This window comes from uncultured Kriegella sp. (assembly GCF_963975415.1).
Taxonomy (GTDB): domain Bacteria; phylum Bacteroidota; class Bacteroidia; order Flavobacteriales; family Flavobacteriaceae; genus Kriegella.
Genome location: NZ_CAXBGN010000004.1, coordinates 594,851 through 608,329, shown reverse-complemented (window position 1 = coordinate 608,329; position 13,479 = coordinate 594,851). Strand labels below are relative to the sequence as shown.

The window sequence follows — 13,479 nt, the reverse complement described above, 5'->3', positions numbered from 1 at the left end:
AGGGATATGAGATTGTTGGTAAATTATTTGTTAACGTAGAAATAGCGTATTCTACAGGTGTTTCCTGCCCTTTTTGCATCTTCTTTTTTCGCAATTTTTATTTGCAATGTGTGCTTCTTGTGTTCTAAGCCTGTACCTAAAGTAAAGAACCAAGGCAGATGTAGGCTTCGGCTCCAACTGGTAAGAAGTTCGAGTTTTTGCCAATTGCCTTTATCGATTCTATATTCGATTATTCCAGCATCTGGTCCGGCTGCAACTGCGATGCCAACTGTATTTCCAACGAAATTAAAGCTTACTTTTCCGTCGCCCTCGCCTATAAGCATGGGTACGTTGGTATAATTCTCTCTGGTTCCCTTACCGTCTGTCGGCGTCCAGTTTTGATTTATTTGCCAATCCCCATTAAACCTTACGGCCGAAATGGGTATCAGTGCACCGTTGTCGTAATTCAATACATCAATGGGTTCCGGTAGGGCGTAACTTTTTATTTTGTCATCTTCCGCTATAGGTTTAACCCAAGCTTCCTCTAAAAACGCTATCATAGAGTTGGCGTAAATTCCCTGACCGAATGGAGAAGGATGTAAATTTTTAAAATCGTCTTTCCATGAAAATTCTCCTGCATCTATTCTATCGGTTACTTCTTTCGCTAAATTGATGGTCGGTACCTCATAATGTGCGGCAACTTTTTCGTGATTTTGAATGACCACAGGTATTTCGGCTTTTCGATAGGTTTTCATTTTACCGGGGTCTACAAAATGCATAATAACAATATCAGTAGCAGGGTTTTCATAACGGGCATGTCTTACAATACCTTCCATAGCTCGTATTTGTTCTTCATCAGTTCTGCCGTTCGTAGCATCATTGACGGCCGCTTCTTCGAACAAAAGGTCAATTGGTCCATCTTTGAACAGGTCGCGTTCCATACGAAAGGCCCCAGGGGTAGAACCCATTGAGGGAATACCGGCTTCTATAAATTCAAATTCCGTATCAGGAAATCGCTGCCGAATATAGTTGCTGATACTATCTCGCCAACCGCCATTGTGTGTTATAGAGCCTCCTAAAAAGGCGACTCTTCCTTTTTTCTCATGTTCAAATTTTATGATACTGTTTTGAAGTCCGCTCCTCAGTTTATGATAGGGTTTTGAGGACAATGGCCCCATCTCAATTTTGGTATTGTATTTTATGAAATCTGCTCCTAGCCTTGGGGTTTCTATAGGAAAGTGGTGCCCGTGTAATGTTTGCTTTCCTTCGGTGCAGGTAACAACAGTGGCAATTCCTCCCAGCTCTATGTATTTGTTGATTAACGGAAGCGTGTTTTCTTTTGGGGGAACTACTGAATCTGTCAAGCTTATCATATGCAGTACCGGCACTTTGGCCGCCGCTAATTTTTCCAAACCATCAATAGGGTTGCCAATATATTTTTTCGCTTCTGAATCTGTGTTGAATCCGTACTCCTTTTTTAGAATTTTCCAATCTTTGGTAGAACCGATGCCTGTACCAAAACCACCGGGCCAACTTGTAAAGTCGCAGACTGGTGCTTCGGCATAAATGCAACTGACCCGTTCAGGGTATTTTTTTGCCCAATTGTAAATGAATAGCCCACCGCGGCTAACGCCTTCTAATGCTACTTTATCACTAAAGTCATGAGATTTAGTTAGGTATTTGTAAAACCTGTCCCAAGATTTTACGGCCCTAGGGCTCCCGAATTGTGAGTTTGTGTTCAGGTAAGCAATATGAAACCCTTCGGAAAGTAAGATGCTGTCCATTTCGGTATGCCACCCGGGGAAACGGGCTCGCCATACCCAAGGTTTGCTATTTAGGGCCTTGGTGGGTTCAACAACAAATGCCTTCTTTCCGTCAAATTCAAAAGAATATTTGGTAAACCCTTTCCAGCCCGACTTTTTTCCAGGAAAATTTTGGTCAACCAAAGCGCCTGATTTACCCGTAATATTTTGATAAACGATCTTGGCCATTTCACCGGCACCTTTTCCGTTGGGATGTATCGCATCGGGAAAAAACGCTCCTTTATCAAGTAAGGGGGTATAAAGATCTATTAATGCAATCTGCTGTTCTTTGGCGATTTCCCTTATTTTCGGATTGACCCCGTTTGCTACGACTTCTGCACTAATTTTCTTTCCCTTTTTATAGACGGGTGCTGCAAGGCACAGATAAATGGTCGGTTTAGATTTTAAATCTTGAAAAGTTTTAAGGAGATTTAGATAATCGGTCTTGAAATCATTTTTATAAACCCAATTGAAATCTTTGCTGTCATTGGTGCCCAGTTTAATGATGACAATATCTGGCTCGTAGGCTAATGCTTGGCTATAGGCACCTGATTCAATATAGGGGGCATTGCCCTTTGAAAGCAATGTACGCCCGCTAACCCCAAAATTTTTGACTTCATAGCCTTCACCCAGCATCCGTTTTAATTGTTCGGGATATGCGTTTTTGATACGGTCTTTTATTCCGTAGCCAAAGGTGATACTGTTGCCAATGCAGGCCACTTTTACTGTTTTTTCTTTTTGACCATTGCCATGGGCAACAGTCAATATAAATAAGAGAAGTAAAAATCGAGTTAATTTTATAGGCATAATAAAAATTGAATTTCTTTAGAGGCAGGTTTAGCTTTGAGGTGCTTTTTTAATGAATTCTTTTGGGAACTTGGCATCTACCTCGTTCCACCATTCATAAAGTTTTTTGTACAAATGGTTTGTAAGCTCTGGCAGTTCAGTGGCCAAGTTATGCGTTTCACCAATGTCGTTTTTTAAATTGTACAATTCAAATCGGTTGTCCTTAAGAAATACGATCAATTTGTAATCTCCATCCCTAATAGCGCTACTGGGGCTCCCTTTTTGGTTAGACCGATGCGGATAATGATAATAGGTAGCCTCATGCATTTTATTGGCTTTTCCTTTGAGGAGAGGCACCAAGCTTTTACCATCGACATGCAAATCTGGTCGTATCGGTTGTCCCGTCATTTCGAGAATAGTAGGGTAAAAGTCCATACTTGTAATGACAGCGTCAGATACAATACCCGGTGTTACGGTACCCGGCCATTTAATAATGGCAGGCTCTCTTATGCCACCTTCATACAACCAACCTTTGCCAGCTCGTAGCGGGGTGTTTGCGGTCGGTATGCCTTCCGAGGTAGATAAACCTCCGTTGTCGGAGAAAAAGATAACCACCGTATTGTCGGCAACACCTTTTTCTTTGAGTTTGCCCAGTATTTTTCCAACGGCCATGTCCATTGATTCTACCATGGCCGCATAGGTCGGGTGGTCTTGTTTTACTCGGTAAGTGAAGGGTTTTTCAGTATTGGTTTCTTCTGCAAATCGTTCTTCATCGGTCAAGTTCAATGCCTTCTTTTTCTTTTCATATTTAGCGACCCTGTCTGCCGGGGCGTCAAATGGTGCATGTACGGAATAGAGCGAAAAATAGAGAAGAAATGGGTTGTTGGAATTGATCTCAATAAATTGGACTGCTTCATCGGCCAAACGATCTGTCATGTATTCCCCTTCGGGACCGTTCTCTAAATTCGGAATATTCCATGGCGAGAAATACTTGTTCTTGATGTACAACCCCCCTCTGAAATGTCCGGCCACATTTACGTCAAACCCTTGCTTGTCGGGCCAGAATGTTTCTTCACCTGCCACATTGTTGAGGTGCCATTTACCCATAAAAGCGGTTTTGTAGCCGGCATCTTGCAACAGTTCGGGGAACAGTACTTCCTCTAGCGGAAGGTTTCTTAAATAATTGGGATTACCTGGACCCCCGATCCATTGCGTAAGATCGATACGCGCCGGATTCTTTCCGGTCAGGATAGAGGCCCTAGTGGGCGAACAAATAGGTGATGCGGCATAGGCCTGTGTGAAGCGAATGCCTTCTTTTGCCAATTGATCAATATTCGGCGTTTCGTAGAAGGTGCTTCCGTTGGCCGAGATATCCATCCAACCTAAATCATCAACAAGTATAAAGACGACATTAGGATTTTCTTTTGTCTGGGCGTGAACTGCGGTGTTGAGAGCAGTGAGCAACAACAATAGATTTCCGTAAAAGAGATTGGTGCAACGCATATCAATGGTTTGGTAAAGTTCGTATCAGCTAATAGACGAATTGTTCGTAAGATACCCTATGTTTTAAAACAAAGAATCTTTAGGAATAGCTTGGTTTTTATGGTTGAAAATTTTTATCGAGTTCTTGCGTAAGCTGATTTACCACGTCTAAGTTGGTTGGCTTTTGAGCAACGTTAAAGTTTTCTTGGGGGTCGTTGGCATGGTCGTAGAGTTCACTAGTGATAAATTCACCCTTTTGTTCTTCTTCTTTATTCCATTTGTACCATTTCGTGTAGCGATAGCGGTCCGTTTTTACCGAATAGCCCATACGTTCTTCTTCCCGTGTTTCTAAAGGTCCGAACCTTCCTAAGAGGAATTGGCTATAGGCGGCTGTTTTCCATTCTTTCCCAGGATTTGTAAGTAAGGGCACAAAATTTTTTCCGTGCAAATATTCGGGTATGGGCAGTCCGCTCATTTCACAAAGACTTGGGTAAATATCTACAAGTTCAGTGAGGGCGTTGCTCTTTTGTCCCTTGGCCTTGACCTTCGCACCACTTACGATCATTGGTACACGAGCATCAATTTCATAATTTGACATTTTGCCCCAACCGTTGTGTTCGCCTAATTTCCAGCCATGGTCTCCCCAAAGTACAATAATGGTATTGTCTAATAGTTTTAGTTTTTCAAGTTGGTTATATAACCGTCCTATTTGGGCATCAATATAAGAAACGCTCGCATAATAGGCGTGCTTCATTTGGCGTTGGCGGTCTTCGCTCCAAGGTGCTTCTGTTGGTTTTGGCAATTCATGATTGTCGTCATAATATCGGGGTTCTTGATCACCGTGTACGGTAAACGAAGGACTGCCTTTCGGAATGTATTGATTTTCTGCAATGGGTACGGAATCTCTATCGTACAAGTCCCAATATTTTTTCGGGGCGTTGAACGGTAGGTGTGGTTTGTAATACCCAACGGAAAGAAAAAAAGGTTTTCCTTGAACGGCCAACTCTTCCAATTTATCTAGGGCATATGTAGTTTGAGCACCGTCATAATAGGCGTCATCGGGAACATCCGCATTCTCTGTCGAGTTTGCTTTAAGGTACCATTGCCCTAAGGGGTCAAGCCTTATTTTTCCTTGGGCGATCAGTTTTTGTTTTTTAGCCTCTTGTATATCAAGATTTAATTTGGATGCATATACCGCATCAGGATCAAACGGAAAACCTTCAAGGTGTGTTCGCTCCGTCCAAGAAACGGAATCTTGTATATCGTTATGGAAAGTTTTGCCTAGGCCTATCGTTATATATCCATTTTGTTTAAAATATTGTGGTAAGGTGACGACATTGGGTACCTTGTCGCGTAGTCGCGTAGCCAAATCCCAGACTTGAATCGAGTCGGGGCGCAACCCTGTAAGTAAGCTGGCTCTTGAAGGGTTGCAAACCGCCTGTTGACAATAGGCTCTGGTGAATGCAACACCTTGTTCGGCTAAGCGGTCGATATTCGGAGTTTTAATATAAGGATTACCATAGACCCCTAATTCAGGGCGAAGGTCATCTACCGGTATGAACAAGATATTGGGCAGGACGCTATTTTCCCCGGTTTTTTCTTCGTTCTTGCACGACAAGAAATTGACACAAAGAAGAAGCGCTAAAAAGAATGGGGAATTTTTCAATCTTTTCATAACTATAATTATGGTTTTAGGTGATTTTTCATTCATGGTTTTTCACGAGATCTGTCTCTACATTTGGTAGCTGGCTTATTTTCCATTTTTAACTATCACAAGACTTGATTGTTCTTGATCCCAGTAAAAATGAGGTAATTTACTTATTAAAGTAAAGTTTAAAAGTAAGTTTATTTGATGTATATGACAAATTTCGTTTTAAACTATATGCCTATATAACATGTTTTTCTTTTAATTTTTTAATGTAAAATACTGATAATAAGATATTTAATGAAATATATTTTATTAACATAAATTTGAAGTTTATAATTTCATACTTATTTTTATATATTTATAAAATGTTAATAAGCGGTTGAAGACTGTTGTTTTGATGATAATATTAATGTGTGATAAAAACACTTTTAAAATGATTTTTTGGTAATGTTTGCCATGTTCCTTTGACAATCATCAAGTAAGGTGGATAAAAAATCGTTACGTTACTTAAAATTTTAAATTGAAATATGGAAGGTAAAAGCTTCAGGAATACACTTGTACTAATTTGTTCAATCGCCATGATTGTAGGTTGTTCGGATGTCGAAAAGAAAGAAAAAAACGAAAAGGAAACTCCGAATGTTATTCTTATTTATGCCGACGACTTAGGAAGGGGGCTGCTTTCTGAAGAGGGGCAAAAAATTATTAATACGCCTAATATCGATAAGCTGGCGAATGATGGTGTTCGCTTTGAAAATGCCTACGGCTCAATGTTCTGCGCACCTGCCAGGGCCAGTTTGATTACCGGCTACCATGATGCACATGGTGATAAGTGGCAAATTACCGCGGGCGGGGCTTATATGAATATCTCACGGGGAAGTTTAAATCAGCAACAAATAGAGGCAAAGCTGAATGCACAGTTGGATGAAATTCCAGAAAGTGAGGTTTTTTTGCCTGAGGTTTTTAAAGAGGCTGGGTATGTCACGGGGGAGGTTGGCAAACTTGAATGGGGATTCTCAGCTACCAATAAGCAAATGGAACGTCATGGTTGGGACTACTACTATGGGTATTTAGATCATGTGAGGTGTCACGGCTTTTATCCACCTTTTCTTTTTGAGAACGGGAATCTTGTGAATATAGAAGGCAATACCTTGACAAATTGTGGTAAAAGTATCGAAAAGGAAACGGAGAAGGCCTTTGAGGAAAGGTGGAACATGGAGGGTAAGGCGGTTTATTCCCAGAATATTTTTATAGAAAAGATAATTGACTTTATACGAAAGAATAAAGATTCCCCATTCTTCTTGTATCATCCTACACAGTTGCCGCATGGCCCTGTGTCTATTCCGGAGGTTTACGATGAGTTCAAAAATGACGATAGGCTTACCCAAATCGAAAAGGAGTATGCTTCTATGGTAAAAATGTTGGATGATCATGTCGGGATAATTATGAAGGAATTAAAAGATTTAGGTATTGATGATAATACAATGGTCATATTTACCTCCGATAACGGTCATGAGATTTATTATTCCCAAGAGGGTAGAATTCTTAAACCTGTTAGAAATATGAAGACAGGGGAGTTCTTTGATGATGTCGATACCAAATACTATAGCGAATTGGCCGGTGATGTTTTTGATGGCAATGATGGTATGGCAGGAATCAAGAGAAGCAACTGGGAAGGCGGTGTACGTGTGCCCTTAATAGCGCGATGGCCTGGGAAAATTAAACCTGGAACAACCTCCAATGCACTTGCGGCCAACTATGATTTCATAGCTACAATGGCCGATTTGGTCGGATTTAAATTGCCTGAAAATAAAGACGGGGTGTCTTATTTGCCACAATTGATGGGGCAGGAAGACTACCAAGGGCAAGAATATGTCGTTTACTCCTCATTCGTCGGCCCTGGGATTACCACTCGCGATGGCTGGAAATTAAGGTATTTTGCTAAAGATGATATTTTTCAATTATACTATTTGCCGAATGATTATAGGGAGGAAAATAACCTAGTTTCAAGCAATCAAGAGAAAGCTGAAGAGTTAAAACAAATATTATTAAAAGAATGTAATGGTAACCTGAAAAATGGTTGGTTTAATACAAGGACTAATATTCTGACATCTATTAATAGGTGAAATTCAGGTGTGATGGCAACGGTGTTAAAAAGTGTTTTGTCTTAAATTGAGTGTTGCTCAAGGAGATGGCGATTGACAGCAAGTTACTATTTTTCAAGTGATGTTAAAATAAAATGCATAGCGGTTTGAGCTAATATTGAAAGGCGGTTTTAGGATGGGAAAGAAGGAGTATAAGTCAGATGAGATTGTAATTCTCGAACTACAAAAGGGACACGAGGAAGCTTTTGACTATATTTTCCGTAAATATTACAAAGGGCTTTGTGTCAAAGCCAATGGTTATGTTCAAGATGTTGATAAGGCACAAAGCTTGGTTCAAGATTGCTTTGTTAAATTATGGGCTAATCGGTCAACAGCGACCAATATAAATAATCTCTCAGCTTATTTGTCGTTCATGGTTCGAAATCGATGTATCGATTACATTCGAAAGGCGGAATCACTAAGAATACTTCACGATAATATCAAATATGAACAGGTAGAGGTCGAATTTGAAGATTTTTTGGCTTCGAGTATTTTTGAGGAAAATTTGAGACGTGTTATCGATCAATTGCCAAAAAGAAGCAGATTGGCCTTTGAGTACAGTCGATTTGACAATCTGACTTATAAAGAAATAGCTCAAAAAATGAATATTTCGAACAAAGCTGTAGAGGCCCTCATTGCCCGTGCTTTAAGAATACTTCGTAAAGACCTTAAGCCCTATTTGCCGGTATTTAGTATGCTTTGTTTATCGTGGACGCTGTATTATGCCAGTTTGTTCGGCTGAAACTTACGGTATGCTACACTCGCGTAAGTCAATCTCTGTATTTTATGAGTATCAAATTTCCCAATCGCAAAGTGAAGTACCATTCATTTTGACTTTCTCCTGGCAAATCAACTCTTCATCACTGTTTCTTTAAACAATTCGTTGCTACACCACCGCATTTACCAATAAAGTTGTCGAAATGTGGGGCAGGATCAAATTTTAAGCTTTAATATTTTATCGATAGGGTTGCCCTTTTTAATCCTAGAATTATTAAAAAAAAAAGGGGTTGTAAATTGTTTGAAATCAGTAATATAACAATGTGTTTTAACGAATTTCTAAAGAAAACGTAGGGTGTGTTGATTCCAAATTCGTCTCTTAACTGGTAAATGTCAATTCTGTACTGTGGAAAACAAGAAAATTATAAATATTATAACCAAGTCTTTTGCTGATGTTCTAAGTGATGCGGAACAGGATTCATTGGACCTCTGGGTTTCTGAATCTATTCAGAACAAAAGAAAATATGCCGAATATAAACGATTGTGGGAGCAGGCCAAGATTCTGGCAACACATGACGAGATCGATGTAGAAAAGGCTTTGATCGACACCAAAGGAAAGATCAAGGAATTCAAAACTAAAAAAGGAATTAACTTTTGGGTTCCAAGGGCTGCCGCGGCCGTATTGCTTTTGTTTTCCCTTGCTTTTGGCTTCGATTATTTCTCGAATGCCATGGGTTTTTCAGAGACAGAAACACAAACTGTTTTACAAGAGGTCAAGGCAATGCATGGTACCCGTACTAAATTGCTTCTCGCCGACGGTTCTGGTGTCTGGCTTAATTCAGGGAGTATACTCCGTTTTCCCATTTCCTTCGATAATTTAAATGAAAGAAAGGTTGAACTTATCGGAGAGGGTTATTTCGAGGTGTCGAAAAATGCGGAAAAACCATTTATCGTAAAAACTTCTGATATAGATGTAAAAGTCTATGGTACGGCTTTTAATGTATCGGCTTACGGTGAAGACGATGCTACGATCGTAGCCTTGGTCGAAGGAAAAGTGAGTTTGGAAAAGGAGAGTCAGGGTGGTCGTGAGGAACTGGCCGTACTTGCTCCGAATGAAGTGGTCGAGTTCAGTAAAAAGAATTTGGCGTTGCATCGGATACCTAATGTGAAAATGGCCAAATACACGGGTTGGAGGGAAGGATACATGGTTTTTTATGGAGATCCAATCGATGTGGTCACACAGCGTTTGGAAAAATGGTTCAATATCAGCATTGAAATCGACAAAGCCCTGGAAAATTATCGTTTTACGGCAACGATTCAGAACGAATCCTTAGAACAAGTTTTAGAATTGTTGAGTATGTCATCGCCCATGCACTATGAAATTGAGCCGGCAAAATTGAAAGAAGACAATACGTACAGTCCGAGAAAAGTGAAATTAGCGATAAACTAATGTGAAGCCATTGGCTGAAAATATCGAATCAAATAAATATGCTCATATGTATTGAAACGAACTAAAAAAAACAGGGAAATGTTGGCGCATTCCCCCGTTCTGTAGCTGCCTGAACCGATAATTCAGGATTAAAATAGTATTAACTAATACCAAACCCAATTTATGAAAAATTATTTAATGGGGTTGAGGATTTCTGAAAAGTTACTCCCTCCCAAAATGTTCTTAATTGTGAAACTGATAATTCTGCTTGTCTGTCTGTCGGCTTTCGGGGTCGTACCCTCGACATCGTACGCCCAAAACACAAAGATTTCGTTAGAAATGAACAACTCTTCAATTAAAGAGGTGCTGTCTGAAATCGAAAAAAATAGTGAGTTTTTCTTTCTGTACAACGATAATTTGGTCGATGTAGAGCGAAAAATAAGTGTTCACGTAGAAAAAAGTAAAATCAAAGATGTTTTAGAAATAATCTTTGACAACACTGTGAGTTTTTCGGTAATAGGCAAGCAGATTATCATTGCCCCAAATGATGTTCAAAATTCTGCCGATCCCGTTCAGGCTAGTGTTTATGGAACAGTCGTTGATGAGTTTGACGTGCCCTTGCCGGGAGTTACGGTAGCAGAAAAAGGTACTTCGAAAGGGGTTGTGACAGACTTTGATGGAAAATATACTATTGATGTCACAACAGACGCCACATTGGTTTTTTCCTACCTGGGCATGAAAACCCAAGAAGTATCTGTTGCAGGGCAGACAATGATAAATATAGTTATGGAGGCGGATGCCATGGGGCTTGATGAGATTGTTGTTGTGGGATACGGAACTGCCAAGAAAAGAGATTTGACCGGTGCAGTAGCTAGTTTTGATGTCGGTAAATTGGAAGAAATTTCAAATGTATCCGTTGCACAGGCACTACAAGGTACGGTAGCGGGTCTGAACGTTGGTGCTACTACCGCATCTGGAGGTAGCCCTTCAATTACGGTAAGGGGGCAGAACTCTTTATCTAGTGCTTCTGCCGACAACTCACCGTTAATTGTTGTCGATGGTATTATTTATAGAGGTAGTTTGGTGGATCTAAATTCTGCAGATGTAGAAAGCATGGATATTCTCAAAGATGCCAGTTCTGCGGCCATTTACGGTTCCCAAGCCTCTAACGGTGTAATTTTGATTACTACTAAAAAAGGAAAAACAGGAAAACCTGTTATCAACTATACTTCAAGTTACAGTGTGCAGACGCCTACCAATACCGCTTTAGAGCCCATGAAATCTGACGAACTTAAAGAGTTTTTGGCAGATGCTTATCCTGATCAAGATGTGCGTGCTCTTTTAGGAACGCAAGAATTGAAAGATGGGTACGACAGTAACTTCAATAACAATCTTTGGGACATTTTTACAGGCACAGGGTCTATAAATACCCATAATCTTAGTGTACGTGGAAAATCCGAAAATTTTGGATATTTCTTTTCTGGAGGTTTTACAGATCAAAAAGGTTTTTATATCAATGACGATTACAAAAGGGTGAACTATAGAATGAACCTTGATGCAAAAATCACGGATTGGTTAAACGTCGGAACAGAAGCATTTGTTACTACCAGCGATTACTCGGGTACAGCTCCCCGTATTGCAACGGCGTCATTGGTATTGCCTTGGGCCCCTTTATATGAAGAAGATGGTTCAATCAGACCAATTCTTCAAAACACGTGGACAAACATGCTTTATGATCTTCAAGAGGAAGATGATGACAAGCGTTTAAACTTATTTGCAAATATACATGCTGACGTAAAGTTGCCTATAAGTGGATTAAACTATCGGGTGAATTTTTCTCAGAATTATCGTACAACAGAGCATTATAACTTTGATCCAACGGCGGTTAACTTTACAGGTTATGGATACAAAAACTCTACTATAAACTATGTTTGGTCTTTAGATAATATACTTACGTATAATAAAACGTTCGCTGACAGGCATAATGTGAATGCTACTTTCGTGTATGGGGTTGAAGAGGTAAATCAATCTTTTACTAATGTAAATGCACAAAACTTTACAAACGATCTTTTAGGTTATAATTCACTAGAGGCTGGTGATCCTACGCTATATGGAGTAGATACTGGGAAAGAAAAAGAGACCAGTTTGTATACCATGGGACGTTTACAGTATACTTTTGATAATAAGTACTTATTGACAGGTACTGTTAGACGTGATGGATTTTCCGGTTTTGGAGAGAATGAAAAAATTGGCGTATTTCCATCAGTTTCTGCAGGATGGGTCATATCCGAAGAAGGCTTTATGGAAAACAGTTCGGATTGGTTAAGCTTTTTGAAAATAAGGGCAACATATGGAACTACGGGTAAAAGAGGTGTTGGTAGGTATGATACACAAGCTATTGTAAATTCAGAACCAAGTTATATCTATGGTGATGACGGTACGGCAACGATCGGTCAAGAAATATCATCATTGGCCAACTATGACTTGGGTTGGGAAACTACTACCGGAATTAATCTTGGTTTAGACTTTTCGTTCTTTAATTCTAGGTTACGTGGTAATGTAGAGTATTACGATAATTCTACAAAAGATATATTATACGCCATAGATTTACCGTATGCTGTGGGGATTACCAGTATCAATACCAATATAGGGGAAGTGGCCAACCATGGTCTTGAGTTTTCCCTTACGGGTCAAATTGTAAACAATGAAAACTTTACATGGGAGTCTACGGTTAATTTTTCTAGAAACAGAAACGAAATTGTTTCCGTATTGGGAGCGGATAATGATGGTGATGGAATAGAAGATGATTTGGTGTCTGATGGATTGTTCATTGGCGAACCAACAGATGTGGTCTATGACTATGAAATTACCGGTATTTGGCAGCAAGCTGATGAAGACGCGGGTCTTATTCCGGACGGTTTCTTTGTAGGAAGTTACAAAATTGCCGATTTAGATGGTAGTGGTGATTTTTCCGCCAATGATGATCGTAAGATTTTGGGTTACAACGATCCAAGCTACCGTATGGGGTTTGCCAATACTTTTACTTATAAAAATTGGAGCCTTTATACATTTGTAAATACAATTCAAGGAGGTGGTGATTACTACTACGGTACCGATGCCCTGATTTTTGGAGCTGCAAATACGCAATCAGCCCGTTATATAGACCAAAATGTACCATCAGGTGGATGGGATTATTGGACACCTGAAAATACAGACGCTAGATTTAGAACACTTGAAGGGCCAGCGGCCTATGAGCCTAACCGTTATTTACAACGCAATTTTGTACGTATTCAAGATGTTTCTCTTTCCTACACTTTTGATAGGCATATATTGGAGAAAATAGGATTTGGAAACCTTAAACTATTTATAAGCGGTAAAAACTTGCACACCTTTACCAAGTGGAGAGGATGGGATCCTGAAGCGGGAGGAACGTATGCTTGGGGAGTATCTCCAGTATTGTCTAATTATACATTAGGTCTAAATGTTGAATTTTAA

General features: G+C 39.8%; 7 protein-coding genes. 4 read left to right on the top strand and 3 right to left on the bottom strand.

The genetic code is table 11. From position 1 onward, the window contains the following. Window positions 1–23 precede the first annotated feature (23 nt). The 3 genes from AACZ88_RS12215 to AACZ88_RS12205 all read right to left on the bottom strand — a co-directional run bounded on the left by AACZ88_RS12215 (window position 24) and on the right by AACZ88_RS12205 (window position 5,724). Window positions 24–2,588, bottom strand: a complete 2,565-nt coding sequence (locus tag AACZ88_RS12215) for a GDSL-type esterase/lipase family protein (RefSeq protein WP_339710552.1) — start codon at window positions 2,586–2,588, stop codon at window positions 24–26. Window positions 2,589–2,618: 30 nt separating this feature from the next. Continuing rightward, on the bottom strand, window positions 2,619–4,070 hold the full coding sequence (locus tag AACZ88_RS12210) for a sulfatase (protein ID WP_339710550.1): 1,452 nt from the start codon (window positions 4,068–4,070) through the stop codon (window positions 2,619–2,621). A 97-nt stretch (window positions 4,071–4,167) separates the two neighbouring features. Continuing rightward, entirely contained in the window at window positions 4,168–5,724 is a 1,557-nt protein-coding gene (locus AACZ88_RS12205; protein ID WP_339710548.1) for a sulfatase, read from the bottom strand. Window positions 5,725–6,224: 500 nt separating this feature from the next. Between AACZ88_RS12205 and AACZ88_RS12200 the strand changes: the two genes are divergently transcribed. From AACZ88_RS12200 to AACZ88_RS12185, 4 genes are all read left to right on the top strand, one after another. Beyond that, entirely contained in the window at window positions 6,225–7,820 is a 1,596-nt protein-coding gene (locus AACZ88_RS12200) for an arylsulfatase (protein WP_339710545.1), read from the top strand. Between the two features lie 154 nt (window positions 7,821–7,974). Beyond that, window positions 7,975–8,580, top strand: coding sequence for an RNA polymerase sigma-70 factor (locus tag AACZ88_RS12195; protein ID WP_339710543.1), 606 nt, complete (start codon window positions 7,975–7,977; stop codon window positions 8,578–8,580). A gap of 381 nt (window positions 8,581–8,961) precedes the next feature. After that, window positions 8,962–10,005, top strand: coding sequence for a FecR domain-containing protein (locus AACZ88_RS12190; protein WP_339710540.1), 1,044 nt, complete (start codon window positions 8,962–8,964; stop codon window positions 10,003–10,005). Window positions 10,006–10,167: 162 nt separating this feature from the next. Beyond that, window positions 10,168–13,479: a TonB-dependent receptor gene (locus AACZ88_RS12185; RefSeq protein ID WP_339710537.1), complete on the top strand. Its 3,312-nt coding sequence runs from the start codon at window positions 10,168–10,170 to the stop codon at window positions 13,477–13,479.

Bases quoted from the DNA above. Each gene is read 5' to 3' on its own strand.
- AACZ88_RS12215 (WP_339710552.1), bottom strand. From the start codon at position 2,588: ATGCCTATAAAATTAACTCGATTTTTACTTCTCTTATTTATATTGACT.
- AACZ88_RS12210 (WP_339710550.1), bottom strand. From the start codon at position 4,070: ATGCGTTGCACCAATCTCTTTTACGGAAATCTATTGTTGTTGCTCACT.
- AACZ88_RS12205 (WP_339710548.1), bottom strand. From the start codon at position 5,724: ATGAAAAGATTGAAAAATTCCCCATTCTTTTTAGCGCTTCTTCTTTGT.
- AACZ88_RS12200 (WP_339710545.1), top strand. From the start codon at position 6,225: ATGGAAGGTAAAAGCTTCAGGAATACACTTGTACTAATTTGTTCAATC.
- AACZ88_RS12195 (WP_339710543.1), top strand. From the start codon at position 7,975: ATGGGAAAGAAGGAGTATAAGTCAGATGAGATTGTAATTCTCGAACTA.
- AACZ88_RS12185 (WP_339710537.1), top strand. From the start codon at position 10,168: ATGAAAAATTATTTAATGGGGTTGAGGATTTCTGAAAAGTTACTCCCT.